Consider the following 26191-nt stretch of genomic DNA (forward strand, 5'->3'; position numbering starts at 1 on the left):
CGCTGGGCCACTCCCGAGGTTATCGCGGACTGTTGACTGCCGTCACCAACACGATACGCTCACGGTGCGAGCCCACCACGCCAAGGGGGCGGATCGACATGAAGCCACGGGCCACCGCGCACGTCGACACCTTCGCCCGCGACCATCTCCCGCCACCCGACGAGTGGCCCGAGCTCCTCTTCGACCTGCCGGAGCTGCGCTATCCCGAGCGGCTGAACTGCGCCGCCGAACTGCTGCACGGCCAGCCCGACGACCGCCCGGTGTTCCGTACACCGGACGGCCCGGCCTGGACGTACGGCGAGCTGCGCGCCCGGGTGGACCGGCTGGCCCACCTGCTCACCGGCGACCTCGGGGTGGTCCCGGGCAACCGGGTGCTGTTGCGCGGCCCGACCACGCCCTGGCTGGCCGCCTGCTGGCTGGCGGTGCTGAAGGCGGGCGCGGTCGCCGTCACCGTGCTGGCCCAGCAGCGCCCGCACGAACTCGCCACCGTCTGCGCGCTCGCCGAGGTCCGGCACGCCCTGTGCGACATCCGGTCCGTCGACGACCTGGTCAAGGCCGAGGTCCCGGGTCTGCGCATCGCCACGTACGGCGGGGACTCCCGGGACGACCTGCTGCGCCGCCCGGCACCCGACGGGCCGTTCGAGGCGGTGCCCACGGCCGCCGACGACGTCGCCCTGATCGCCTTCACGTCCGGCACCACCGGGAAGCCCAAGGGCTGCGCGCACTTCCACCGGGACGTGCTGGCGATCGCGGACACCTTCTCCCGGCACGTCCTCAAGCCGGTCGACGACGACGTGTTCGCCGGCAGTCCCCCACTCGGCTTCACCTTCGGCCTCGGCGGTCTCGTGGTGTTCCCGCTGCGGGCCGGCGCGAGCGCCCTGCTGCTCGAACAGGCGCATCCCCCGCAGCTGTTGGCGGCGATCGCGGAGCACCGCGTGACGGTGGTGTTCACCGCGCCCACCGCCTACCGGGCGATGCTGGCCGAGGCGGACGCCCACGACCTCACGAGCCTGCGCCGCTGCGTCTCCGCGGGCGAGAACCTGCCGGCGGCGACCTGGCGGGCGTGGCAGGAGCGCACCGGACTGCGCGTCATCAACGGCATCGGCGCCACCGAGCTGCTGCACATCTTCGTCTCCGCCGCGGACGAGGACATCCGCCCCGGCACCACCGGCGTCCCGGTGCCGGGCTGGCAGGCGCGGGTGCAGGACGCGGACGGCGTCCCGGTGCCCGACGGGGAGCCGGGACTGCTCGCGGTGCGTGGTCCCGTCGGCTGCCGCTACCTGGCCGACCCGCGCCAGCGGGACTACGTGCGGGGCGGTTGGAACATCACCGGTGACACGTATGTCCGGGACCCGGACGGCTACTTCCGGTACGTGGCCCGCGCCGACGACATGATCATCTCGGCCGGGTACAACATCGCCGGGCCCGAAGTCGAGGACGCCCTGCTGCGCCATCCGGACGTGGTGGAGGCGGCGGTGGTCGGCCGCCCCGACGAGGCGCGCGGTCAGGTCGTGGTGGCGTACGCGGTGCTCGAGGAGGGCGCGGAGCGGGACGCGGAGGCGCTGCGGGCCTTCGTGAAGGCGGAGCTGGCGCCGTACAAGTGCCCCCGGGAGATCGTGTTCCTGGACACGCTGCCGCGCACGGCGACCGGCAAGCTCCAGCGGTTCCGGCTGCGCACGGGCGCCGGCACCCGAGGCGACCAGGACTGATGCCGGGGAACGGGGCCCTCGGGCACGACCTAAGATGATCAACGTGTCCGACCAGCATGCTCCACGGTCCCTCATCGTCACGCTCTACGGCGCCTACGGCCGCTTCGTACCGGGCCCGGTGCCCGTCGCGGAGCTGATCCGGCTGCTGGCCGCCGTCGGCGTGGACGCCCCGTCCGTGCGTTCGTCCGTGTCCCGGCTCAAGCGGCGCGGACTGCTCCTGCCCGCCCGCACCGCACAGGGCGCGGCGGGCTACGAACTGTCCGGCGAGGCGCGCCAGTTGCTGGAGGACGGTGACCGGCGGATCTACGCCACCGCGCCGCCCGGTGACGAGGGCTGGGTGCTCGCGGTGTTCTCGGTGCCGGAGTCCCAGCGGCAGAAGCGGCACCTGCTGCGCTCCCGGCTGTCCGGTCTCGGCTTCGGCACGGCGGCGCCCGGGGTGTGGATCGCCCCGTCCCGGCTGTACGAGGAGACCCGGCACGCCCTGGAGCGCCTGCGCCTGGACGGGTACGTCGACCTGTTCCGGGGCGATCACCTCGGGTTCGCGGCCACCACTGAGGCCGTGGCCCGCTGGTGGGACCTGGAGGCGATCGCGGAGCGGCACGAGGCGTTCCTCGAGCGGCACGCGCCCGTGCTGCGGGCCTGGGAGCGGCGCGCGGACACCCCGCCGGAGGAGGCCTACCGCGACTACCTCCTCGCCCTGGACTCCTGGCGTCACCTGCCCTACACCGACCCGGGCCTGCCCGCCGCGCTGCTCCCCGCGGAGTGGCCCGGCACCCGCTCGGCGTCCGTCTTCCAGGCGCTGCACGAGCGACTGCGTGACGCGGGCGCGGAGTTCGCGAACCCTGAGGCGGCCCCCGCGTCGACCCCTACGGCGAACCCGGCGGCGGCCCCCGCGTCGGACCCTACGGCGGACCTCGACGCGGACTGAGGCGCGCCTCCGGGTTCACGCCCCGGGCGCCGGGGCCTGTGCGAGCGGCGGGTCGGAGAGGGTGCGCCGGGGTTTGGGGGCGTCGGTCCGGCCGGTGCGCGGCGGGCGGCTGCCCGCGCGGTACTGCGGGGGCCAGGCCACGCCCGGGCCCTCGTAGCCCTGCTCGGCGGCCGCGTGCAGCGTCCAGTGCGGGTCGTACAGGTGCGGGCGGGCCAGCGCGCACAGGTCGGTACGCCCGGCCAGGATCAGGGAGTTGACGTCGTCCCAGGAGGAGATCGCGCCGACCGCGACCACCGGGACGCGGACCTCGTTGCGCACCCGGTCGGCGAACGGCGTCTGGTAGGAGCGGCCGAACTCCGGTTCCTCGTCGGCCACGACCTGCCCGGTCGAGACGTCGATCGCGTCGGCCCCGTGCTCGGCGAAGGCGCGTGCGACGGCGACCGCGTCCTGTGCCGTCGTACCGCCCTCGGCCCAGTCGGTCGCGGAGATCCGCACGGTCATCGGCCGGTCCCCCGGCCACACCGCGCGCACCGCGTCGAACACCTCCAGCGGGAAGCGCAGCCGCTTCTCCAGGGAGCCGCCGTAGGCGTCGGTACGCCGGTTGGTGAGCGGTGAGAGGAAGCCGGAGAGCAGGTAGCCGTGCGCGCAGTGCAGTTCGAGCAGGTCGAAGCCGGCCCGCGCGGCGCGCACCGCGGCGGCCGTGAACTGCTCGCGCAGGTCGGTGAGCTGGGCGCGGGACAGTTCACGGGGCGTCCGGCTGCCCGGCTTGTACGGCAGCGCGGACGCGGCGACCAGCGGCCAGTTGCCGTCGTCCAGCGGCTCGTCCATGCCCTCCCACATCAGCTTGGTCGAGCCTTTGCGTCCGCTGTGCCCCAGCTGCACGCCGACGGCCGTCCCCGGCGCGCGGGTGTGCACGAAGTCGGTGATCCGACGCCACGCCTCCGCCTGCCTGCCGGACCACAGACCGGCGCAGCCGGGCGTGATCCGGCCCTCCGGGCTCACGCACACCATCTCCGTCATCACCAGGCCCGCACCGCCCAGCGCGCGGGCGCCCAGGTGGACGAGGTGGAAGTCGCCGGGCACCCCGTCGGCCGCCGAGTACATGTCCATGGGGGAGACCACCACCCGGTTGCGCAGGGTGAGGCCGCGCAGCCGGAACGGCGTGAACATCGGGGGTGTGCCGGGCGGGCAGCCGAACCCGCTCTCCACGGACTCGGTGAACCGGGCGTCCCGCAGGCGCAGGTTGTCGTGCGTGACGCGGCGGCTGCGGGTGAGCAGGTTGAAGGCGAACTGGCGGGGCGGCTGGTGAAGGTACAGGGAGACGTTCTCGAACCACTCCAGGCTGGCGCGGGCGGCGCGCTGGGTGGAGGCGACGACGGGCCTGCGCTCGGCCTCGTAGGCGTGGAGGGCGTCGTCGGGCGAGGGGTGTTCGCTCAGGCAGGCGGCGAGGGCGAGCGCGTCCTCCACGGCGAGCTTGGTGCCGGAGCCGATGGAGAAGTGGGCGGTGTGGGCGGCGTCGCCGAGCAGCACGACGTTCCCGTGCGACCAGTGCGCGTTGACCACCGTGCGGAAGGTGGTCCAGGCCGAGTTGTTGGAGCGCAGCGGGCGTCCGCCGAGCGCGTCGGCGAAGATCTTGGCGCAGCGTTCGACGGACCCGGTCTCGTCGAGCTCGTCGAACCCGGCGGCCCGCCACACCTCTTCGCGCATCTCGACGATCACGGTGGAGGCGTCGGCGGAGAAGGGGTAGCCGTGCAGTTGCATCACGCCGTGTTCGGTCTCCGCGATCTCGAAGCGGAAGGCGTCGAAGGCGAAGTCGGCGGCCAGCCAGATGTAGCGGCAGCGGTGCGAGGTGACGGTCGGGCGGAAGACGTCCGCGAAGGCCGCGCGGGTGGTGCTGTGCACGCCGTCGGCGGCGATCACCAGGTCGTACGACTCCGCGAGGCGGGCCGGGTCGGGCGCCTCCGCCCGGAAGCGGAGTTCGACGCCGAGGGCGCGGCAGCGGTCGTGGAGGATCTCCAGCAGGCGGCGCCGGCCGAGGGCGGCGAAGCCGTGTCCTCCGGAGGTGTGGCGGGTGCCGCGGTGGACGATGTCGATGTCGTCCCAGCGGACGAATTCCGCCTGGAGGGCGGTGTAGACCTCGGGGTCGGCGTGTTCGATGCCGCCGAGGGTCTCGTCGGAGAGGACGACTCCGAAGCCGAAGGTGTCGTCGGGGGCGTTGCGTTCCCAGAGAGTGATGTCCCTGGTCGGGTCCAGGCGTTTGAGGAGGGCCGCGGCGTAGAGGCCCCCTGGGCCTCCTCCGACGATCGCCACGCGTAGGGGGTTGTTCGCCCTCGTCGGCGGGTGCGGGTTCGTTGTGGCTGGTCGCGCGGTTCCCCGCGCCCCTGAGGGAGTCGACAGCATCGGGGTCACCTCCCCCGCCACTTCGGGGGGCGCTTCTCCGTGAAGGCGGCGTGGAACTCCGCGTAGTCCTCGCCGTGCATCAGGAGGGCCTGGGTGGAGGCGTCCAGTTCCACCGACGCCGCGAGCGGCATGTCCAGCTCGGCCGTCAGCAGGGCCTTGGTCTGGGCGTACGCGAGCGCCGGGCCGTCGGCGAGGCGGCGGGCCAGGTCCCGGGCCGCCGTGTCCGCGCCGCCCTCGTCGGCGAGCGCGCTGATCAGGCCGATGCGTTCGGCCTCCGGCGCGTGCACCGGTTCGCCCAGCATCAGCAGCCGGGTGGCGTGGCCGAGGCCGACGACGCGGGGCAGCAGGTAGGCCGCGCCCATGTCGCCGCCGGACAGGCCGACCCGGGTGAACAGGAAGGCGAAGCGGGCGGTGGGGTCGGCGACCCGGAAGTCCGCGGCCAGCGCGAGGACCGCGCCGGCGCCGGCCGCCACCCCGTGCACCGCGGCGACCACCGGGAACGGGCACTCCCGTACGGCCCGGACCACCTGGCCGGTCATCCGGTTGAAGTCGAGCAGCCGGGCGGTGTCCATGCCGAGGCTGGCGCCGATGATCTCGTCGACGTCACCGCCGGAGCAGAAGCCGCGGCCCTCCCCGCCCAGCACCAGGGCGCGCACGGCACGCTCCCGTGACAGCTCGGCGAGCAGGTCGCGCAGGTCGGCGTAGGCGCCGAAGGTGAGCGCGTTCAGTTTGTCGGGGCGGGCGAGGGTGACGGTGGCGACGCCGTCGGCGAGCTCGACGCGCAGATGCTCCCAGCGCGCGGTGCGGGCGGCGGAGCCGGTGAAGGGACTCATGAGGGCGGCCTCCTCGGGCGGGCACTGCGCGGCTCACTGAGGTCTGCCCCTCGAAGTTATCACCCGTCGGTGACTGTCGTCACGACTGCGCGATACGCCGTTCGGGCGCCGTCACACGCGTCACGGATCGTCGACGCCTCGGTAACGGTGCGGGCGGGTGCGCGAGGCGGGGCCGCGGCGCGGGTAGGCCGCCGGTGCCGGGGCGCAGCTCCGGACGGCGCGCCCCGGCAGGGCCGCGGTACCGCCCCTCCCCGGGCGGGGCCCGGGTTCCGTGCGCCGTACCATGGGCACTCGAACACGGGAGCGCCTGCTCCATGAACGGAACCACTGTGTACGAACCCCCCGCCGCACCCACCTCCTGGCGCGTCGCGCTGCCGCACACCACCGCGGCAGTGCCGGTCGCGCGTGCGCTGGTGCGCACGGCGCTGGCCGAGCGGGACCACACCGCCGACTGCGACACGGCGGAGCTGCTGACGGCGGAACTGGTGGCGAACGCCGTGGAGCACACCTCGGGCCCCGCCCCGATAGAGCTGGTCGTACGGCTGCTGCCGACCGGTTTCCAGGTGGAGGTGCACGACGCCGACCCGGAGCCGCCCCGTGACCTCACCCGGCCCAACCCGGACCTGCCCGATCCGTGGCAGGAGCACGGGCGCGGGCTGCTGCTGATCCGCATGCTCAGCTCGTCCTGCGGGCACCGCCCCACCGAGTCCGGCAAGGCCGTGTGGTTCCGGCTGCCGGGTCAGCGGCGCCCGGTCTGAGTCTCCGGGGCCGCCGGACCGGCGCCGGTGGCTCAGCCGAGGGTGGCGACCAGGACCGCCTTGATGGTGTGCATGCGGTTCTCGGCCTCGTCGAAGACCAGCGAGTGCGCCGACTCGAACACCTCGTCGGTCACCTCCAGCGACTCGAGGCCGTGCGCCTCGTACACGTCCCGGCCGACCGCGGTGCCCAGGTCGTGGAAGGCCGGCAGGCAGTGCAGGAAGCCGACGCCCGGGTTGCCGGTGGCGCGCAGCACGTCCATGGTCACCGCGTACGGCGCGAGGGCGGCGATCCGCTCGCCCCAGACGTCCTTGGGCTCCCCCATGGACACCCAGACGTCGGTGGCGACGAAGTCGGCGCCGGCAACCCCCTCGGCGATCTCCTCGGTGAGCGTGATGCGGGCGCCGCTGGTCGCGGCGAGCTCGCGGGCCCGGTCGACGACCTCCTGCGCGGGCCAGTAGGTCTTCGGGGCGACGATGCGCACGTCCATGCCCAGCAGGGCCGCGGTGACCAGGTAGGAGTTGCCCATGTTGAAGCGGGCGTCGCCGAGGTAGGCGAAGGCGATCTCCGTGAGCGGCTTGTCGCTGTGCTCGGTCATGGTGAGCACGTCGGCGAGCATCTGGGTGGGGTGCCAGTCGTCGGTGAGGCCGTTGTAGACGGGGACGCCCGCGTAGGCGGCCAGCTCCTCCACCTTGTCCTGGCTGTCGCCCCGGTACTCGATCCCGTCGTACATCCGGCCCAGCACCCGAGCGGTGTCCTTCACGGACTCCTTGTGGCCGATCTGCGAGCCGGAGGGGTCGAGGTAGGTCGTGGAAGCGCCCTGGTCGGCGGCGGCGACCTCGAAGGCGCAGCGAGTGCGCGTCGAGGTCTTCTCGAAGATCAGCGCGATGTTCCTGCCGCGCAGGTACGGCGTCTCGGTCCCGGCCCGCTTGGCGGCCTTCAGCTCCGCGGCCAGCTCCAGCAGGCCGCGGAACTCCTCCGCGGTGAAGTCGACCTCCTTGAGGAAGTGACGGCCGGCGAGGGGGGTCGGGACTGTCGCCATGGGGGCGCTCCAGGGATGGGGGACACGAACCATGGAAGTCTATACGACGATCTGCAATTCTATACAGCGCGTCTATACGGCGTCCCGCTCCACGGGGCAGCTCATGCAGCGCGGCCCGCCCCTGCCCCGGCCCAGCTCGCTGCCCGGGATCTCTATCACCTCGATGCCCTGTTTACGCAGGTGGGTGTTGGTGGTGGCGTTCCGCTCGTAGGCGACGACCACGCCCGGTTCGACGGCCAGCACGTTACAGCCGTCGTCCCACTGCTCCCGCTCCGCCGCGTGCACGTCCTGGGTGGCGGTCAGCACGCGGATCTCGCTCAGGCCCAGCGCGGCGGCGATCGCCCGGTGCATGTGCTCCGGCGGGTGGTCGGTGACCTTCAGCTCCTTCTCGTCGGCGCCCGGCTCGATGGTGTAGGAGCGGAGCATGCCGAGACCCGCGTACTGGGTGAAGGTGTCCCCGTCGACCATGGTCATCACGGTGTCGAGGTGCATCAGCGCACGTCTCTTCGGCATGTCCAGGGCGACGATGGTGCGGGCCGAGCCGGCCGCGAACAGTTTGTGCGCGAGCATCTCCACGGCCTGCGGGGTGGTGCGCTCACTCATCCCGATCAGCACCGCGCCGTTGCCGATGACCAGCACGTCCCCGCCCTCGATGGTGGACGGGTAGTCGGCCTGCCCCTCGGACCAGAGGTGGAAGGACTCCTTGCGGAACAACGGGTGGTGCCGGTAGATCGCCTCGAAGTGCACCGTCTCGCGCTGCCGGGCCGGCCACCGCATGGCGTTGATCGCGACCCCGTCGTAGATCCAGGCGGAGGTGTCGCGGGTGAAGAGGTGGTTGGGCAACGGGCCGAGCAGGAAGTCGTCGAGCTCCATGGCGTGGAAGCGCACGGACACCGGCTCCGGGTGGGCGTCCAGGAACTCCCGCTTGGTCGTCCCGCCCACCAGCACCTCGGCCAGCTCCTGCGCGGGCAGCGTCTCGAACGCGGCGCGGAGGTGGTCGGTGGCCAGCGGACCGTACTCCTTCTCGTCGAAGACCCGGTCCAGGACGAGCGCGCGGGCCTCGGGGAGCTCCAGCGTCTCGGACAGCAGGTCGCCGAAGAGGTGGACGGTGACACCGCGGTCGCGCAGCACGTCGGCGAAACCGTCGTGCTCGGCGCGCGCCCGGCGTACCCAGAGCACGTCGTCGAAGAGCAGGGCGTCCTTGTTGCTGGGGGTGAGCCTTTTGAGCTCGATATCGGGCCGGTGCAGGATGACGCGGCGCAGCCGCCCGGCCTCGGAGTCGACGTGGTAGGTCATGCCTCCATCCTGACCGCCCGGACCCGGGTTCACCCCTGCCCTCCGCGAATCCCGTCCGCCGCACGCGGAACCGCGGCGGGGGCGGAGGGCGACGGCCCTCCGCCCCCCGCCCGCCTCACAGGCGCGGGTCGACCGGCTCCGACTCCAGGGCGAGGACCGCGAACACCGGCTCGTGGACCCGCCACAGCGGCTCCCCGTCGGCGAGGCGGTCCAGGGCCTCCAGACCGAGCGCGTACTCGCGCAGCGCGAGGGACTGCTTGTGGCCGAGGAAGCGGGACCGCAGCCGGGCCAGGTTCTCCGGGCGGGTGTACTCGGGACCGTAGATGATCCGCAGGTACTCCCGGCCTCGGCACTTGATGCCGGGCTGCACCAGGCGCCCGGCGCCGTCGCGGGCCAGGGCCCCGGCCGGCTTGACGACCATGCCCTCGCCGCCGCGTCCGGTCATCTCCAGCCACCAGTCCACGCCGGCCCGCACAGACTCGGGGTCGGCGGTGTCCACGTAGAGCCGGCGGGTGGTCCGCAGCAGGCCGGTGCCGTCGTGCTCGACCATGCGGTCGAGCAGGGCGAGCTGCCGGTCGTGCGGCAGGGCGGCCAGACTGCGGCCCTGGACGGCGAGGATCTGGAACGGCGCGAGACGCACGCCGTCCAGCCCGTCGGTCGTCCAGCAGTAGCGGCGGTACGCGTCGGTGAACCCCGCCGCCGATCCGGCGCGCTCGCGCTGGCGGTCCAGCAGCTCCCCCACGTCCACCCCGCGGGCCGCCGCGCCCTCCAGCGCCGACAGGGCGGCCGGGAAGACCGCGCCGGCCGCGGCGCCGACCGCCGCGTACTGCGTGCGCAGCAGCCCGGACGCCTTCAGCGACCAGGGCATCAGCTCGGCGTCCAGCAGCAGCCAGTCCGTCTCCAGCTCCTCCCAGAGCCCGGCCTCGGTGACCGCCGTGCGCAGCCGGCCGAGTATCTCCTCGGCGACGGCGGCGTCGTCGAAGAACGGCCGGCCGGTACGGGTGTACAGCGACCCCGTCTCACCCCCGGCCGCGCCGAACCGCCGGGCCGCCACGCCCGCGTCGCGGCACACCAGGGCGACCGCGCGCGAGCCCATGTGCTTCTCCTCGCACACCACCCGGGCGACGCCGTCCTGCTCGTAGCGGGCGAAGGCCTCCACCGGGTGCTCCAGGTAGCCGTCGAGCTGCGAGGTCGCGGTGGGCGCCATGGTCGGCGGCAGGTACGGCAGCAGCCGCGGGTCGAGCGCGAAGCGGCTCATCACCTCCAGGGCCGCCGCCGCGTTCTCCTCGCGCACGGACACCCGGCCCATGTGCCGGGTCTCCACCACGCGCCGGCCGTGCACGTCCGCCAGGTCCAGCGGGCGCCCCTCGTGGCCGCCGGGCGCCTCGGTGCGCAGCGGACGGACCGGCTCGTACCAGACCTGCCCGGCCGGTACGTCGACCAGCTCGCGCTCCGGCCAGCGCAGCGCGGTGAGCTTGCCGCCGAACACGGCACCGGTGTCCAGGCAGATGGTGTTGTTCAGCCAGGTCGCCTCCGGGACGGGCGTGTGCCCGTAGACGACGGCGGCCCGGCCGCGGTAGTCCTCGGCCCACGGGTAGCGCACGGGCAGCCCGAACTCGTCGGTCTCCCCGGTGGTGTCGCCGTACAGGGCGTGGCTGCGGACCCGGCCGGAGGTGCGGCCGTGGTACTTCTCCGGCAGACCGGCGTGGCAGACCACCAGCCGGCCGCCGTCGAGGACGTAGTGGCTGACCAGTCCGTCGACGAACTCCCGCACCTCGGCGCGGAACTCCTCGCTCTCGCCCGCCATCTGCTCGATGGTCTCGGCGAGTCCGTGGGTGTGCTGGACGTTGCGGCCCTTCAGGTAGCGGCCGAACTTGTTCTCGTGGTTGCCGGGCACGCACAGGGCGTTGCCCGACTTCACCATCGTCATGACACGGCGCAGCACGCCGGGGCTGTCGGGTCCCCGGTCGACGAGGTCGCCGACGAACACCGCGGTGCGGCCCTCCGGGTGGACTCCGTCGACGTAGCCCAGCTTGCCGAGCAGCGCCTCCAGCTCCGAGGAACAGCCGTGGATGTCGCCGACGATGTCGAACGGCCCGGTGAGGTGGGTGAGGTCGTTGAACCGCTTCTCGGTGACGACGCTCGCGTGCTCGATCTCCTCCACGCCGCGCAGCACGTGCACCTTGCGGAAGCCCTCCCGCTCCAGGTGGCGCAGGCTGCGGCGGAGTTCGCGGGTGTGGCGGCGGATCACCCGGCGGGGCATGTCGGCGCGGTCCGTGCGGGCCGCGTTGCGCTCGGCGCACACCTCCTCGGGCACGTCCAGCACGATGGCGACGGGCAGCACGTCGTGCTGCCTGGCCAGGTCGATCAGCTGTCGGCGGGCGTCCTGCTGGACGCTGGTGGCGTCGACGACGGTGCGGCGGCCCGCCGCGAGGCGCTTGCCCGCGATGTAGTGCAGCACGTCGAAGGCGTCACGGGAGGCGCTCTGGTCGTTCTCGTCGTCGGCGACCAGACCCCGGCAGAAGTCGGAGGAGATGACCTCCGTCGGCTTGAAGTGACGCCGCGCGAAGGTGGACTTGCCCGAGCCGGAGGCGCCGATCAGCACGACCAGGGACAGGTCGGTGACCGGCAGGGCACGGCCGCGTGCGGCGGCGGTGGTGTCGGTGGTGGTCATGCGGCCTTCGCCTCCTTCGGAGTGCCGAGCCGGAACACGGCCATCTGGGTGGGCGGGCCGACCTCGGGGTCGTCCGGCCCGACGGGCAGGAACTCCACGGCGTAGCCGTGCCGTTCGGCGACGGTGCGGGCCCAGCCGCGGAACTCCTCGCGGGTCCATTCAAAACGGTGGTCGCCGTGCCGGACGTGCCCGGCCGGCAGGCTCTCCCAGCGGACGTTGTACTCGACGTTCGGGGTGGTGACACAGACGGTCCGGGGGCGGGCCGACCCGAACACCGCGTACTCCAGGGCGGGCAGCCGGGGCAGGTCGAGGTGCTCGATCACCTCGCTGAGCACGGCGGCGTCGTAGCCCTTGAGGCGCTTGTCGGTGTAGGCGAGGGAGCCCTGGAGGAGGGTGACGCGGGACGCCTGCCGCTCTCCCATGCGGTCCAGTTTCAGCCGCCGGGAGGCGATGGTGAGCGCCCGCATCGACACGTCGACACCGACGATCTCGGTGAACGCCGGGTCCCGCAGCAGCGCCTGCACCAGCTGACCCTGCCCGCAGCCGAGGTCCAGCACCCGGGCGGCGCCGGACGTCCGCAGCACGGACAGGATCGCCTCGCGGCGCTGCACCGCGAGCGGGGCCGGCTTCTCCTCGTCCTCGGCCTCCGGCTCGACGGCGTTGTCGAGCTCGTCGACCTCGCTGTCGTCCGCCTCGGCCAGCCGGACCAGCTCCAGCCGCTCCTTCGCCTGCCGGGTCAGCGACCAGCGGTGCGAGAGGTAGCGGCGGGTGATCAGCTCCCGCTCGGGGTGGCCGGGCAGCCAGCCGTCGCCGACGCGCAGCAGCTTGTCGACCTCGTCCGGGGAGACCCAGTAGTGCTTGGAGTCGTCGAGGACGGGGAGCAGCACGTAGAGGTGGCGCAGCGCCTCGGCGAGGGTGAGGATGCCGGCCTCCAGGCTCAGGCGTACGTAGCGCGAGTCGCCCCAGTCGGGGAACTCCGTGTCCAGCGGTACGGGCTCGGCGGTGACCGTCCAGCCGAGAGGCTCGAACAGCCGGCGGACGAGGTCGGCGCCGCCGCGTGCGGGTAGCGCCGGCACCTCGATGCGCAGCGGCAGCGGGACGCCCACGAGCTCCGGGCGGGCGGTGCAGACGCCGCGCACGGCACTCGAGAAGACGGCGCCGAGGGCGACGGCGAGGAGTGAAGAGGCCGCGTAGGGACGGTCGTTGACGTACTGCGCGAGGGCGGCGTCGGGGGCGCCGCCGCGGCCCTTGCCCTTGCCGCGCCGGACCAGTGCCACCGCGTCGACCTCCAGCAGCAGCGCCGCCGTGCAGCGTTCGGCGTCCGCCTCGGGGTAGACGACGTGGGCCGTGCCGTACGACGTGGAGAACGCCTGCGCCTTCTCGGGATGCTTGTGCAGCAGATAACCGAGGTCGGTCGCCGGACGCTGCGCGGAGCCGGTGGTACTGATCGTCAGGAACACGGGGTCACACCTCGAGACACCTTCTGAGCTGCGGGTACACACCGGGATTCCGGTGTCGGCCCAACGTACAGGGAAGGTCTCGCGGCGGTCCGCGCATTTCTCGTACCGGGGGCGCGGGGGCGTACGCGGAGCGGGGCCGCCCCCTGGTGGGGACGGCCCCGCTGCGGAACCGGGTCGGGACGACCGGGTCGGGACGACCGGGTCATGCCGGCCGGGTCGGGACAGCCGGTTCAGGACAGCTGGTTCAGGACAGCTGGTTCAGGACAGCTGGGACTGGACCTCGGAGGAGATCAGCTCCAGGTGGTCCAGGTCGGACAGGTCGAGGACCTGAAGGTAGACACGGCTGGAGCCGGTCTCGGCGTAGCGGCCGATCTTGTCGACGACCTCGGCCGGGGAGCCCGCGAGGCCGTTGGCCTTGAGCTCGTCGGCCTCGCGGCCGATCGCGGCGGCGCGGCGGGCGACCTCCTGGTCGCTCCGGCCGACGCAGACCACCAGCGCGTTGGAGTAGACGAGGTCGCCGGGGTCGCGTCCGGCCTCACGGGCGGCGTCGCGGACCCGCTGGAACTGGGCCGCGGAGTCCTCGACCGACGCGAAGGGGATGTTGAACTCGTCCGCGAACCGGGCCGCGAGGCGCGGGGTCCGCTTGGCGCCGTGGCCGCCGATCAGCACGGGCACCTTGGACTGGGCCGGCTTGGGCAGCGCGGGCGACTTGGTGAGGTCGTAGTAGGTGCCGTGGTGGTCGAAGGTCTGGCCGGCCTCGGTGGCCCACAGGCCGGTGACGATCTCCAGCTGCTCCTCGAGGCGCGCGAACTTCTCCTTGGGGAAGGGAATGCCGTACGCCTTGTGCTCCTCCTCGAACCAGCCGGCGCCCAGGCCCAGTTCGACCCGGCCGCCGGACATCTGGTCGACCTGGGCGACCTGGATGGCGAGCACGCCGGGGAGCCGGAAGGTGCCGGCCGTCATCAGCGTGCCGAGCCGGATGCGCTTGGTCTCGCGGGCGAGTCCGGCGAGGGTGATCCAGGCGTCGGTGGGCCCGGGCAGGCCGTCGCCGGAGCCCATGCTCAGGTAGTGGTCGGAGCGGAAGAAGGCGTCGAAACCCAGGTCCTCGGTGGCCTTGGCGACGGTGAGCAAGGTGTCGTAGGTGGCCCCCTGCTGGGGCTCGGTGAAGATGCGAAGATCCATGACTCCATCCTGCACGCTCCGGGGCGCGCGGGCGCGCGCGGATCACCGGGCGCGCCCCGGGGCCATGCGCGTGCGCTCCCGTGGGCCACGGGCGGGTGAATCGCGGCCGGGACCCCGCGCGGGGCGTGGACCGGCAGTGACCGGGGGTGAGAAAGATCGTTGGCTCGGCTGGAGCCGGAGCACCCGGCGCCCGCGTCGGCCGGTGGGTGCGCCGGGGTGTCACTGTGTCGGCCCCCCGGTGGGGCCATGGGCTGGGGAGGCCGTCATGTCCGAGGGAAGCGTGCCGCTGCGGGGCGGGGCGGAAGACGGGCCGCCGTCGGGGCTGCTGCGGCAGATGGAGGAGCTGATGGCGGCGCTGAACGCGGACCTGTCCGCGCTGGACGCGGATCTGCGGGCCACGGGGTCCGGGCCGGGCGGGGGCGGCGGAGCCGTGGAGGAGAGCGGGGGCCGCTGAGGGTCCTCGCAGAGGGGCGGGCGTGCGGGAGGGGCGGCGCGGTCAGCCGGCCTCCCGCCCGAGTAAGGCCGCGTCGCGCTCCGCCAGCTTGCGGAGCATGTCCCGGACGCGGTCGCGCGCCTCGTCGGCCGCGTCGATGGCCTCCACGCAACTCCAGTACGTGGCCTCGTCGTCGGCGGCGCAGGCGATGCCGACCAGGGCGATGCCGACGTCGCCGAGGAGACCGCCGAGATGCGTGAGGCACGGGCGGGTCTCGCCCAGGTCGGTCAGCTTGGCCGCGCGCGGCTTGCCGGGGGTGGGCGGGGCATGGTCCAGCACCCCGCAGCCCCGGCCTGCCAGCTCGGCCAGCCCTTGTGCCTCACCGCGCAGTTCGGGCGGGCCGGCGACGGCCAGGCGGCTCCCTATCGCCTGGGCCAGCGCCTGCGCCTGCCACACCTCGGTCAGCAGCTCCGGCACACCGACGCCGGCGGCCAGGGCCTTCCTGCTCTTCACGATGAGCCGCACAGCGTCCATGCGCTGCCCCCGTCTGTCCGACGCGCTGCCCACGCGTCCGCATCCGTTGAACTCCCTTGTTCACTACCCAGAGTGAAGCTCTGTGAGACAAAAGGCCAGAGGAAGTCCGAAATCTGCGGACAACAATTCGAGCCGGATCGACTTATCGAACACGGAGCGTGAGAACGGAGTGTGCGCGTCGCTTCCTAGGTCTCGGGGGGCGCCGGGACCGGGAAGCGGTGTTCGTTCCGCTCGATCTTGCGGGCCAGGGCGTCCAGCGGATCGACGCCGAGGACCTCGCAGAACTGCAGGAGGTAGGCGAGGACGTCGGCCACCTCGTCGGTGACGCGGTGCGCGGTGTCCGGGTCGTCCATCACGCGCGCGGACTCCTCCGGCGTCAACCACTGGAAGATTTCCTGGAGTTCGGCGGCCTCCACACCGAGCGCGGCGACCAGGTTCTTGGGCGTGTGGTACGGCTGCCAGTGACGCGCGGCGGCGAATGCGGCGAGGCGGCGCTGGAGCCCGGGCAGGTCGTCGGGGCGGGTCTCCTCGTCGTGCGGATCAGTCACGCCTCAGGTGTACCACGGTCGCGCCGGGCACCCCGGCGGCCCAGGTGGCGTCGCTCACCGCACCGGTCAGGCGGATGTGCCCGCGTTCGCACATCCGCGCCGCCAGCTTGAGGAGGGCCGCGCGCTGCGCCGGGTCCAGGGACCGGTCCAGACCGTCGGCGAGGACGGTGAGGCACCGCAGCGCGGCCGGGACCTCGCCGGGCACGTCGGTCTCCAGCACACCGGGGCCGGTGAGCAGCACCAGCGCGAGGGCGGTGTAGCGCAGTTCGCCGTCGCCGAGCCGGCGCAGCTCGGTGCGGGTGCCGTTCCCCCGGTCGAACAGGGCACGCACCAGGCGGCCCCCGTCACAGGGCTCGGCGAGCAGGTCGGCGACCGTCCCGGCGCAGCCGACGCGTACGGCGTCCACGAGGAGCCCGTGCCGCCGGGTGCACTCGGCTCGGGTGCGCCACAGGACGTCGGCGAGGTTGTCGCAGCCGCCCAGCAGCCGGCCGGTGCCGCCCGGGACGGGGTCGCGCATGCGCTCGGGGCGGGGGTCGCAGGGGAAGACGGAGCGCAGCGCCACCAGCATCTGCTCGGCCGCGGCGAGCACCCGGAGCTGACCGGCGGTCGTACCGGCCACGCGCAGCGGCAGCAGGGCGGTGCCGAGGCGGTCGTCGGGAAGGGGGCCACGGGTGACGGCGGTGGCGCCCGCCGTGTGCCAGGCTGCCTGGACGGCGCGCCGCCGGGGGTCGCGCAGGGCGGTCTCCAGGAGGATCAGGCCGTCCGCGGACAGCCGCTCCCCCACGATCCGCAGTTCGGGTTCGGCCTGCACGGCGACCTCGAGCCGGACCGGCCCCTCGGGTCCGTCGGCGGTGCAGCCGATACGGAAGCCCCGGCGGCGCTGGGCGTCGGCGCGCGCCCACTCCGGCACGCAGGCGGCGGGCTCCGGGAACGCCTCGCCCAGCTCGGCCCCGCCGCCCAGCCGGGCCAGCGCCTCGTACGCGCGCAGGGCGCTGGTCTTGCCGCTGCCGCTGGGCCCGGCGAGCAGGGTGAGGTCGCCCAGGCGGAGGGTGGTGCCGCGGTGTCCGGCGAAGGCGGAGAGCAGCAGTTCGGTGACCCGTGGCAGTCCGGGCCGCCGCGTCGCCCGTCCCGCGTCCGCGGGTGCGTGTGTGAGCGGTGCGGCGGGCCGCGGGAAGGTGGTCGCGACCGGCTGGGGCGGGGGCGGCGGGGTCATGCGCCGGACGCTAAACGCTCCTCACCCCGGCGAACCGTTCCGTCGCCGGGTCATTCCCACGGACGGACGGCACACGCCCCTCGGGAACGCCCGCACCCTCGCGCCGCACGCGCCCCTCGGACCGCGCCCGCACGCGTCCGTGCGCGCCCGTGCGCGCCCCGGGCCGGGCCCGTCACGCCCCCGGTGCCCCCACGCCCTCCATGAGACCCGTGACCTCCGTGCCGGCCGGGGTGAGGAGGAAGACGTTGCGGTCGACCCGGTGCATTCCGCTGGCGAGTCCGAAGACGACGCCCGTGCTGAAGTCCAGGACGCGCTTGGCGACGTCGGACTCCGCGCCGGTCAGGTCCAGCAGGACGGGTATCCCGGACATCAGGGTCTCGGCGACCTCGCGGGCGTCGGCGAAGACGTTCACCCGCAGGACGACGAAGCGGCGCCGCGCCTCCGTCGGGGCCTCCGGCAGGGCGCGGTGGCCCACCGCGGACGGCCACGCGTCGCGGCCCCGCAACGGCACGACCTGGGCGAGCCCCTCCCACTGTTCGTCGGTGACATCGTGGCTGCTCACCGGCATGCTCCGTCCCCTGTCGCGCTGACTGTCTGCATCAGCCAATTCTTACCCATGGTCACCCGTTCGGCCCAATAACGACACGCTCCGCCATCCCTCGGCGGACAACCCCCGGACGGACGCCAGACGTTGACCCCGGCTCCGCGTGCGGGTTGCATGAGCGCATGGCTGGTGAGACGGACGGTGGGACGGGCCCGGTGCTCGGTTTCGACACCCAGGAGGACTGGGAGAGGTGGCTGGAGGAGCATCAAGGGGACACGGCGGGGGTGTGGTTGAGGATTCCGCGGAAGGGATCGGGGCTTCCCGGCATCGACTACGCCACCGCCCTGGAGTCGGCCTTGTGCCACGGCTGGATCGACGGGCACAAGAAGAGTCTGGACGAGACGCACTGGATCCAGCGGTTCACGCCCCGGCGCCCGCGCAGCAGGTGGTCGGCGGTCAACCGGCAGAAGGCGCTCGACCTCATCGCGCGGGGCCGGATGCGGCCGGCGGGCCTGCGGGAGGTGGAGAAGGCGCAGGCGGACGGCCGGTGGGAGGCGGCGTACGCGAGTCAGCGTACGGCGACCGTCCCCGACGACCTGCGGGCCGCGCTGGACGCGCGGCCCGCCGCCCGTGAGTTCTTCGACACGCTGGACAGCAGGAACCGCTACTCGATCCTGCACCGCGTCGAGGAGGCGAAGCGGGCGCAGACGCGTGCGGCACGTATCGAGAAGTTCGTGACCATGCTGGCGGCAGGCGAGAAGCTGTACCCGTGACCGGCCCGGGGCTCCGCAAACGCCGGAGGGGCTGGATTCAGCCCCTCCGGCGTTTGCGGAGGCGCCGCCCACAGGGGCGGTCAGCCCGCGAGAAGTGCCTCCGCCGCCGCCACCCCGCAGACGCGGGCCGCGCCGTGTGTGGCGATGTGCAGGGCGCCGCGGGGCGTGGCCTGGGGGACGCCCATCTCCACGACCGCCGTGTCCGGTTCCGCGGCGAGCAGGGTGTCGAGGGCCGCGCCCATCCACGCGTGCCGGTGCTCGTCGCGGACCACGGCGACGACCCTCCGGCCCCCCGCCGCGCGGAGCGCCTCCGCTCCGGCGTCCGGACCGGTGAAGTGGCCCGTGACGGTGCCCGGCAGCAGCCGCTCCAGTTCCGTCCCGACGCCCCACGGCGTCTCCGCGCCGACCGCGATGTTCGGGGCGGGGCTGAACGTGGCGACGTACACGGGCCTGGTGACCGGTGCGGGACCGGCGCCGCGGGTGACGGTCACCGCGCGGCGGGCGGCCGCCAGTCCGATCTCCGGCGCGGGGTCCCCGGCGGACGCGGGTGAGCGGCGCATGGCGGTGGTCCACTCGGCGAGGGAGCGGACCCGGGCGGCGGCGTCGGCGAGCCGCTCCTCGGGCAGTTCACCCGAGCGCACGGCGGCGACCAGGGCGTCCTGGAGGCGCTGCACCGTGCCCTCGTCGCTGAGTCCGCCGCCCACGCAGATCGCGTCGGCGCCGGCCGCGATGGCCAGGACGACGCCGTGTTCGAGGCCGTAGGTGTCCGCGACGGCGCCCATCTCCATGCCGTCGGTGACGATCAGGCCGTCGTAGCCGAGTTCGCCGCGCAGCAGGTCGGTGAGGATGCGCCGGGACAGGGTGGCCGGGCGGTCCGGGTCGAGCACCGGCACCCGGATGTGCGCGGTCATCACGGCCCGGGTGCCGGCCTCGATGGCCGCGCGGAACGGCTGCAGTTCGCGCTGGTGCAGCGTCGTGGCGTCGAGGTCGATCTGCGGGAGCGCGTGGTGGGAGTCGACGCTGGTGTCGCCGTGGCCCGGGAAGTGCTTGGTGCAGGCGGCGACGCCGGTGGACTGCAGGCCCTCGACGTAGGCGGCGGTGTGCCGGGCGACCAGGGCGGTGTCGTGGCCGAAGGAGCGGACGCCGATCACCGGGTTGTCGGCGTTGGCGTTGACGTCGGCGGACGGGGCCCAGTTGAGGTTGACACCGCACTCGGCGAGCCGACGGCCCAGTTCGCGGGCCACCTGCCGGGTGAGGGCGGGGTCGTCGACGGCCCCGAGGGCGTGGCTGCCGGGGAAGGAGGAGCCGGTGCGGACCTCGAGGCGGGTGACGTCACCGCTCTCCTCGTCGATCGCGACCAGCAGGTCGTCCCGTTCGGTCCGCAGTTGTGCGGTGAGGGCGGCGACCTGACCGGGGTCGGCGACGTTCCGGCCGAACAGGGCGACGGAGGCGAGGCCTTCGGCCAGCCGGCGCCGGACCCAGTCGGGCGCGGTGGTGCCGGTGAAGCCCGGCTGCAGCACGGCGAGCGCGTCCCGGGTGAGGGTGTCGGTGCCGGTGGTGAATGTCGTCATCGGGTGGCGTTATCCCTTCACGGCGCCCGCGGTGAGGCCGCTGACGGCCCTGCGCTGCAGGAAGACGAAGAGGATCAGGATGGGGACGGCGAACAGGGACGAGGCGGCCATGGTCGCGCCCCAGTCGTCGCCGAACTGGGTCTGGAAGCTGGACAGCCACAGCGGCAGGGTCTGCGCGCCGCCGGACTCCTTGCTGAGCACCAGGACGAGGGGGAACTCGTTCCACGCGGTGATGAAGCCGAACATGGAGGTGGACATCAGGCCCGGCGCGAGCAGCGGCAGGATGACCCGGCGGAACGCCTGGGCGCGGGTGCAGCCGTCGACCATCGCCGACTCCTCCAGCTCCTTCGGCACGGCGGCGACGAAGCCGCGCAGCGTCAGGATGGTGAAGGGCAGGATCATCATCATGTAGAAGGCCGTCAGCGGCACCAGGCTGTTCAGCATGGAGGCGTCCCGCACGATCATGTAGATCGCGATGACCATGACCTCCCAGGGCGCCATCTGGGCCAGCATGAAGCCGACGATGAAGCCGCGCCGCCCCTTGAACCGCATGCGGGCCAGGGCGAAGGAACCGGCCAGCGCGATGGCCAGGGAGAAGACGACGGCCAGGCAGGTGACGGTCAGCGAGTTGCGGACGTACGTCCAGAAGTGGTCGGCGTCGACCGCCGTCGCGAAGTGCTCGAACGTGACGTTCGTCGGGAACCACACCGGGTCCTCGGCGATGATGTCGCCGGTGGGCTTCAGGGCCGTGGCGAACATCCAGTACACGGGGAAGAGGCAGGCGACGAACACGACGAGGGCCGTGGCGTTGGGCCAGACACGGCCGAAGAGCGAGCGCTTCACAGCGCGTCCTCCTCTTGCTTGAGCACGATCCTGAGGTAGTACGCGGTCAGGCCGAGCATGATCAGGATGGTCAGCACCGCGATCGCCGCGCCCATGCCGTAGTGCTGGTTGCCGACGCCCTCGATGTAGGCGTAGACGGGCAGGATCTCGGTGAGCCGGTCGGGGCCGCCGCCGTTGAAGGTGAAGACCTGGACGAACGCCTTGAAGATCCAGATGATCTCCAGGAACGTCGTGGCGTAGAGGAACGGCCGCAGGAACGGCAGGGTGACCGTGGTGAAGCTGCGCCAGGCGCCGGCGCCGTCCAGGGCGGCCGCCTCGTACAGTTCGCCGGGGATCGTGGTGGTCGCCGCGTAGAGGTTGATCGCGACGAACGGTACGGACATCCACACGATCAGCAGGGTGACGACGAAGAACGTCGACATCTGGCTGCTGGTCCAGCTGTAGTCGGCCATGGAGTGCCAGCCGAGCTTGTCCAGGACCCAGTTGACGACGCCGAAACGCTGGGCGAACAGCCACTGGTAGACGGTGGTGGCCGCGACCACGGGCATGGCCCAGGCCAGGACCAGGCCGATCATCAGGGTGAGCCGCATCCGCTTGCCGAGGCGCGCCAGCAGCAGCCCGACCAGGGCGCCCAGCAGCATGGTGAGGGCGACGTTGACGGCCGTGAACAGGATGGAGCGGAGGGTGACCCGCCAGAAGTCCTCGCCGGTGAGGACCTCCTTGTAGTTGTCGATGCCGTTCCACTCGGTGACGTGCTGGATCAGCTGCGCCATGTTGAGGTTCTGGAACGACAGCAGCAGGTCCTTCAGCAGCGGCCAGCCCAGCAGCAGCACGGTGGCCGCGCAGGCGGGCAGCAGCAGGAGGTACGGGGCGAGCGCGCCGGCCCGCGACGCGGCTCTCGGTGGGGGCCCGCCCGGTGCGGTCTCGCCCGACTTGCGGACGTCCGCCGGTCCGGAGGGCGGCCGTTCGGTCTGCACGGTCATGCTCGCGATCTCTCTTCTCGGCGTGCTCAACGCGGGGCGGGGACCGTCCCGTCGGCCGGTCCCCGCTCCGGTCGGAGCGCGTGCGCTGTTACTGCTGCTGCGCCAGGCGCTTGTTGAACTCGCCCTCGACCTGCTTCGCGGCGGCGGCCGGGGACTTGCCGTTCAGCACGGCGGTCAGGTACGTCTTGACCGGGTTGGGGTCGTTCTCGACCGCGGCCCACTCCGGGATCAGCGGCGTGGTGCCGCCGACGGCGGCGGCCGGTGCGGCGGCCTCGGCGGGGGCGTTGCCCTTGAGGTTGCCCTGCAGCGACTCCTTGTTGGGGATGACGCCGTTGAGCTTGGCGAGCTGGCCCTCGTACTTGTCGGAGAGGGCGAGCTTCAGGAACTCCTTGGCGAGCTCCTGCTTCTGGCTGCCCGCGGCGACGGCGAGGTTGGAGCCGCCGAGGAAGACGCCCTCGGGCTTGTCGGCCGTGGCACCGGGGATGGTGAAGTAGCCGATCTCCTTCTCGATGGCCGGGTTGGCCTCGATCGCGATGCCGGCTTCCCAGCCCATGCCGATGAAGGCGCCGACGTTGCCCTTGGCGAAGACCTCACCCTGCTGCGGGGTGGCCTCGTCCTTGTCCTTGGGGGCCTTGGAGAGGGCCTGGAACTTCTTGTACGTCTCGGCGGCCTTGGCGACCTTGGGGTCGTCGAGGTTGGAGACGTACTTGTCGCCGTCCTTCTTGACCAGTTCGCCGCCCTCGCCGACGACCAGGCCGACGAAGTGGTACCAGTTCTGGCCGGGCAGGTAGATCGGCTCGGCGTCGGTCTTGGCGCCGATCGTCTTGAGCGCGGCGTAGAACTCGTCGCGGGTCTTGGGCGTGTCCTTGAGGCCGGCGTCCGCCCAGACCTTCTTGTTGTAGAGGACGACGCGGTTGGCGAAGTACCACGGCGCGGCGTACTGCTTGCCCTCGAAGACGGACGACTCGTTGAGGGACTCGGTCCACTCGCCGCCGATCTCGCTCTTGAGGTCGGCGAGGTCGGCGAGGCCACCGGTCTTGGCGTAGGCCGGGGTCTGGGTGTTGCCGATCTCGAAGACGTCCGGCGGGTTCTCCTCGGACAGGGCGGTGGTCAGCTTCTGCTGGATGCCGTTCCACTGCTGGACCTCGAACTTGACCTTCGCCTTGGTCTTCTTCTCGAACTCGGCGGTGAGGTCCTTCTGCCACTGGTCCGGCGAGGAGCCGTCCATGACCCACACGGTGAGCGTCTGACCGGCGTAACCGTCCGCGCCGGCCTTCTTGCCGCCGTCGCCGTCGTCGCCACCACACGCAGCGACGGAGAACAACATGCCCGCGACCCCGATCGCGGCTATCAGCTTGCGCTTCACGCGCCACCCCTCCTCAGGAATGCCTTGCGCACCCACGCCCTCGGCGGTGACCCCCGCAACGGCGCAACAGCTCGGCGGGCTGGGACCCGGCTTCCTCTAAATGGTTTAGACCAGCAAGGGGAGCTTGGCCTAGACCTATGGCTCTGTCAAGGGTTGCCCACGAACGGCTGGATAACGGAACGGGGGGTGAAACGAGGGCGGAGAACTCCCCCCAAAGAGGGACGTGTTGCGAGGTTGGACTAGACCATATTGACGACACGCCGTTATAACGGGATCGCCGAGCGTGCGGCGCCGATACCTGGCGGTCCGCCGACGTGCACCGCGGCCGGCCCCTGCCGTCCGCGCGCCGGACACCGCAGCCGGAAGGCAGGTCATGAGTACGGACGTCAGCAGCGCCCGGGCCGACACGAGGGCGCCGGGCCACCGGGAGCGCGTGCCGAAGTACTACCGCATCAAGCAGCGGCTGCTGCAGATGACCGACGAGCGCGCGCCGGGCTCCCCGATGCCGGCCGAGCGGCTGCTCGCCGTCGAGTTCGGCACGTCCCGCACCACCGTCCGCAAGGCGCTGCTGGAGCTGGTGAGCGAGGGCCGGCTCGACCGCATCCAGGGCAAGGGCACCTTCGTGGCCCGGCCGAAGGTGTATCGCACCCTCCAACTGACGTCGTACACCGAGGACATGCGGGCGCAGGGGCTCAGCCCCGCCTCGCGCGTCCTGGACATCGGGTACGTCCCGGCGGACGCGGAGCTGGCGGCGCTGCTTGAGGTGGAACCGGAGGACCGGGTCCTGCGGATCGAGCGGCTGCGGCTGGCCGGGGGCGAGCCGATGGCCATCGAGGCGACCCACCTGTCCGCCCGCCGCTTCCCCGGCCTGAGGCGCAACCTCTCCCGCTACACCTCGCTCTACACCACGCTCGCCGAGGTGTACGGGGTCCGGCCGGCGGAGGCGGACGAGACCATCGAGACCTCCCCGGCCACCCCGCGTGAGGCGGGCCTCCTCGGCACGGACGTGGGCCTGCCGATGCTGCTGCTGTCCCGCCACTCGCGGGACGAGAACGGAGCCCCGGTGGAGTGGGTGCGGTCGGTGTACCGCGGCTCCCGCTACAAGTTCACGGCGCGACTGCGGCGACCGGGGCCCTGACCGGCCCTCCCCCGGCCTCCCGCCGTCCTTCCCCGACTAACCGGGGGCATCCTGATCGGTGTCGGTCGCCGCCAGCACCGCGACCCGGGTACGGGTGGGGTCGAGCACGGCGAAGGCCACGTCCGCGGCGTCGTGGTGGAACCAGCCGGTGAAGGCCATGAAGCGCAGCCACCGGTGATCGGCGGCGACCCGTACCGCTTCGAGGAACGGCACGTCGACGGACAGACCCATCAGCGCGTACAGGCTGTCCCAGGCGTACAGTCGCGCGTACGCGCGGCCTTGTCCCTGTCCGTTCACCCCGCCGTAGTACGCGGCCGAGAAGAGCTCGTTGAGCACGTCGTCGGGTGTTGTCGCACAGGCGAGCGCGGTGCCTTGGCGTCCGTTCCCCACCGTCAGGCAGTCCAACGGGAGTTCCTCAAGCAGGGACATGCCGAAGGCGTCCGGATCCAGCGGCTCCGGCAGCATGAAGAAACGCGCCTCGGACCCGCCCTCCCACCCGCCGGCCGTGAACGGCCGCACAGCCGCCTGAGCCCGTCCGTCGTCGGGCACCCCGGCGGCCCCACGGCCCACGACCGCGCCGCGGTCACTCGGGGGCATCTCCGGGAAGCGCGCCCGAAGCTGCTGCGGGGTCTTGACCGGTCCCAAGCCCCGCACCCGGACGGTGAACCGGTGCTCGACGTCCAGCCGGGTTCCGGGGAGCCGAGTCAGTGGGTGTCCCAGCTCGCGCAGTCTCGCGGTGTACGCGTCCAGGACGCGTCGGCCGGTCCCCGCACCGGTCAGCGCGAGCTCTCCGAGAATGCAGGCCCGTGTCTCGGCCTCCGGATCGTGCGGGTCGTCCGGCAACGCCACGAACAAGGGCTCCAGGTGCCGCGGCGGCTGCGCCTTCGCCAGCCGCTCCGCCACCGAACGTCGCAGCCGGTCCCTCTCCTGACGCGCCGCGGCCCCCTGAGGCGGCAGGCGGCCCACGATGTCCACGGCATACGCGGCACAGTCCCGCGAGCGCGTGTCGGCGAGCACCTCGGCGATGCGCCCGGCGGTCCGCGTCTGCGGGGTTCCTCCGAACTCCCCACCGGGCGCTCCGCGGCACAGCCGCACCGCCGCTTCGTACAGTTCCTCCGGCCTCTGCTCGGCCAGACGCGTCAACTCCTCGGGGCCGGCCTCTTCCCACCGCCGTGGATCGAAGGCGTCGTCACCGGGTGTCAGGTGGTCGTGGCTCACCCCACGAGTCTATGAGGACGGGAGCAAGTAGCTTTGCCCCGCACACGTTCCGTGGACGAAGAGTGGCAACGGGGGAAGTCATGAACCATCGGCCGAGTGATTGGCATGTCCTTGATCTGGACAAGGACCCCACGCCCGGTGACCCGGAACGGGTGCGCAAGCTCGCGAGGTTCCTGCACGACTTCGCCGACGACGTCTCCGAGGCGTTGCGTCTGGTCAAGGGGATGGCCGGTGAGGGGACGCTGGCGGAGTGGGCGGGGAAGTCGGCGACCGTCTTCAAGGAGGAGTTCTCCGGCGTTCCCAAGAACTTGAAGANGCTGGAGAAGTCGTACGCGATGTGCGGGGACGCGCTCGCGGACTACTGGCCGAAGCTGGAGCGNGCGCAGGCGCTNGCGGACAAGGCTNTGGCGAAGGCGCGTGAGGCGCAGGCGGATCTGACGTCGGCGCAGTCGAAGCTGGCGTCNGCGGAGTCGTGGGTGGGNCGGGCGACGAAGGAGGCCGACAAGTACAAGGACGACCCGACGGGGTCGAAGTCGGACGCGGACAAGCCGGACGAGGCGAAGGTGCGGGCCGCGACCCGGGACGTGCAGAGCGCCAAGAGCGCGCACACGAAGGCGCAGTCGGACGTCACGTCCGCACAGGGCGCGCTGGACGCGGCGAAGAAGATGGCCGCGGACGCGCGGAAGATGCGTGAGGAGGCGGCGCGGGACGCGAAGTCGAAGATCGACGAGGCGTCGGACGCGGGGA

At 72.6% G+C, this 26191-nt stretch carries 22 protein-coding genes and 1 pseudogene; 7 read left to right on the plus strand and 16 right to left on the minus strand.

Annotation, left to right across the window (positions count from 1 at the left end):
* The first annotated feature begins 98 nt into the window (after positions 1 to 98).
* Positions 99 to 1709 carry an AMP-binding protein gene (locus B100_RS0112630; RefSeq protein ID WP_024884804.1) on the plus strand — a complete coding sequence of 537 codons (1611 nt, stop codon included), beginning with the start codon at positions 99 to 101 and terminating at the stop codon, positions 1707 to 1709.
* A gap of 34 nt (positions 1710 to 1743) precedes the next feature.
* Positions 1744 to 2637 (plus strand): PaaX family transcriptional regulator C-terminal domain-containing protein, encoded by an 894-nt coding sequence (locus B100_RS0112635; RefSeq protein ID WP_024884805.1) that lies wholly within the window; start codon positions 1744 to 1746, stop codon positions 2635 to 2637.
* A gap of 15 nt (positions 2638 to 2652) precedes the next feature.
* On the opposite strand, the gene B100_RS0112640 is transcribed toward B100_RS0112635, so the two are convergent.
* Positions 2653 to 5037, minus strand: a complete 2385-nt coding sequence (locus B100_RS0112640) for a bifunctional salicylyl-CoA 5-hydroxylase/oxidoreductase (protein WP_078540884.1) — start codon at positions 5035 to 5037, stop codon at positions 2653 to 2655.
* A 5-nt stretch (positions 5038 to 5042) separates the two neighbouring features.
* Positions 5043 to 5870, minus strand: coding sequence for an enoyl-CoA hydratase family protein (locus tag B100_RS0112645; protein WP_024884807.1), 828 nt, complete (start codon positions 5868 to 5870; stop codon positions 5043 to 5045).
* A gap of 314 nt (positions 5871 to 6184) precedes the next feature.
* On the opposite strand from B100_RS0112645, the gene B100_RS0112650 reads away from it, so the two are divergent.
* Positions 6185 to 6628, plus strand: a complete 444-nt coding sequence (locus B100_RS0112650) for an ATP-binding protein (RefSeq protein WP_037722640.1) — start codon at positions 6185 to 6187, stop codon at positions 6626 to 6628.
* Positions 6629 to 6660: 32 nt separating this feature from the next.
* Here the strand turns inward: B100_RS0112650 and argF are convergent, their stop codons facing one another.
* The 5 genes from argF to B100_RS0112680 form a co-directional block, all read right to left on the minus strand.
* A complete protein-coding gene (gene argF / locus B100_RS0112655; protein ID WP_024884809.1) occupies positions 6661 to 7668 on the minus strand; it encodes an ornithine carbamoyltransferase in 1008 nt (335 codons plus the stop codon).
* Between the two features lie 72 nt (positions 7669 to 7740).
* On the minus strand, positions 7741 to 8964 hold the full coding sequence (locus B100_RS0112660; protein ID WP_024884810.1) for an arginine deiminase: 1224 nt from the start codon (positions 8962 to 8964) through the stop codon (positions 7741 to 7743).
* A 115-nt stretch (positions 8965 to 9079) separates the two neighbouring features.
* Complete coding sequence (locus B100_RS0112665; RefSeq protein WP_024884811.1) at positions 9080 to 11638, minus strand: polynucleotide kinase-phosphatase; 2559 nt, start codon at positions 11636 to 11638, stop codon at positions 9080 to 9082.
* Positions 11635 to 13098, minus strand: coding sequence for a 3' terminal RNA ribose 2'-O-methyltransferase Hen1 (locus B100_RS0112670; RefSeq protein WP_024884812.1), 1464 nt, complete (start codon positions 13096 to 13098; stop codon positions 11635 to 11637). The genes B100_RS0112665 and B100_RS0112670 overlap by 4 nt, the downstream gene beginning before the upstream one ends.
* Positions 13099 to 13356: 258 nt before the next feature.
* Positions 13357 to 14280, minus strand: coding sequence for an LLM class F420-dependent oxidoreductase (locus B100_RS0112680; RefSeq protein WP_024884814.1), 924 nt, complete (start codon positions 14278 to 14280; stop codon positions 13357 to 13359).
* A gap of 265 nt (positions 14281 to 14545) precedes the next feature.
* Here B100_RS0112680 and B100_RS0112685 point away from each other — a divergent pair, with 265 nt between their 5' ends.
* Complete coding sequence (locus B100_RS0112685; RefSeq protein ID WP_024884815.1) at positions 14546 to 14734, plus strand: hypothetical protein; 189 nt, start codon at positions 14546 to 14548, stop codon at positions 14732 to 14734.
* A gap of 42 nt (positions 14735 to 14776) precedes the next feature.
* On the opposite strand, the gene B100_RS0112690 is transcribed toward B100_RS0112685, so the two are convergent.
* From B100_RS0112690 to B100_RS0112705, 4 genes are all read right to left on the minus strand, one after another.
* Positions 14777 to 15247 carry a DUF6099 family protein gene (locus B100_RS0112690; RefSeq protein WP_024884816.1) on the minus strand — a complete coding sequence of 157 codons (471 nt, stop codon included), beginning with the start codon at positions 15245 to 15247 and terminating at the stop codon, positions 14777 to 14779.
* A 185-nt stretch (positions 15248 to 15432) separates the two neighbouring features.
* The gene (locus B100_RS0112695; protein ID WP_024884817.1) at positions 15433 to 15795 is read right to left on the minus strand and encodes a nucleotide pyrophosphohydrolase; all 363 of its coding nucleotides are present in this window, start codon (positions 15793 to 15795) and stop codon (positions 15433 to 15435) included.
* Positions 15788 to 17008 (minus strand): ATP-binding protein, encoded by a 1221-nt coding sequence (locus tag B100_RS0112700; RefSeq protein WP_024884818.1) that lies wholly within the window; start codon positions 17006 to 17008, stop codon positions 15788 to 15790. Before B100_RS0112700 ends, B100_RS0112695 begins: the two co-directional genes overlap by 8 nt.
* A gap of 172 nt (positions 17009 to 17180) precedes the next feature.
* Positions 17181 to 17576, minus strand: coding sequence for a cell division protein SepF (locus B100_RS0112705; protein ID WP_024884819.1), 396 nt, complete (start codon positions 17574 to 17576; stop codon positions 17181 to 17183).
* A gap of 158 nt (positions 17577 to 17734) precedes the next feature.
* Between B100_RS0112705 and B100_RS0112710 the strand changes: the two genes are divergently transcribed.
* Complete coding sequence (locus tag B100_RS0112710; protein ID WP_024884820.1) at positions 17735 to 18325, plus strand: YdeI/OmpD-associated family protein; 591 nt, start codon at positions 17735 to 17737, stop codon at positions 18323 to 18325.
* An 80-nt stretch (positions 18326 to 18405) separates the two neighbouring features.
* Here B100_RS0112710 and B100_RS0112715 read toward each other — a convergent pair whose 3' ends face one another.
* From B100_RS0112715 to B100_RS0112730, 4 genes are all read right to left on the minus strand, one after another.
* Entirely contained in the window at positions 18406 to 19896 is a 1491-nt protein-coding gene (locus tag B100_RS0112715) for a glycoside hydrolase family 3 protein (protein WP_024884821.1), read from the minus strand.
* A 9-nt stretch (positions 19897 to 19905) separates the two neighbouring features.
* Positions 19906 to 20739: a carbohydrate ABC transporter permease gene (locus tag B100_RS0112720; RefSeq protein WP_024884822.1), complete on the minus strand. Its 834-nt coding sequence runs from the start codon at positions 20737 to 20739 to the stop codon at positions 19906 to 19908.
* On the minus strand, positions 20736 to 21722 hold the full coding sequence (locus B100_RS0112725; RefSeq protein ID WP_024884823.1) for a carbohydrate ABC transporter permease: 987 nt from the start codon (positions 21720 to 21722) through the stop codon (positions 20736 to 20738). Before B100_RS0112725 ends, B100_RS0112720 begins: the two co-directional genes overlap by 4 nt.
* A gap of 88 nt (positions 21723 to 21810) precedes the next feature.
* Complete coding sequence (locus B100_RS0112730; protein WP_024884824.1) at positions 21811 to 23088, minus strand: extracellular solute-binding protein; 1278 nt, start codon at positions 23086 to 23088, stop codon at positions 21811 to 21813.
* A gap of 373 nt (positions 23089 to 23461) precedes the next feature.
* Here B100_RS0112730 and B100_RS0112735 point away from each other — a divergent pair, with 373 nt between their 5' ends.
* Positions 23462 to 24226 (plus strand): GntR family transcriptional regulator, encoded by a 765-nt coding sequence (locus B100_RS0112735; protein WP_024884825.1) that lies wholly within the window; start codon positions 23462 to 23464, stop codon positions 24224 to 24226.
* A gap of 36 nt (positions 24227 to 24262) precedes the next feature.
* Here the strand turns inward: B100_RS0112735 and B100_RS0112740 are convergent, their stop codons facing one another.
* Positions 24263 to 25444 (minus strand): DUF6183 family protein, encoded by a 1182-nt coding sequence (locus B100_RS0112740; RefSeq protein WP_486585631.1) that lies wholly within the window; start codon positions 25442 to 25444, stop codon positions 24263 to 24265.
* 80 nt (positions 25445 to 25524) lie between these two features.
* Here B100_RS0112740 and B100_RS0112745 point away from each other — a divergent pair.
* Positions 25525 to 26191, plus strand: a pseudogene (locus tag B100_RS0112745) (putative T7SS-secreted protein); the annotation flags it as partial.

The organism is Streptomyces sp. CNH189 (assembly GCF_000527195.1).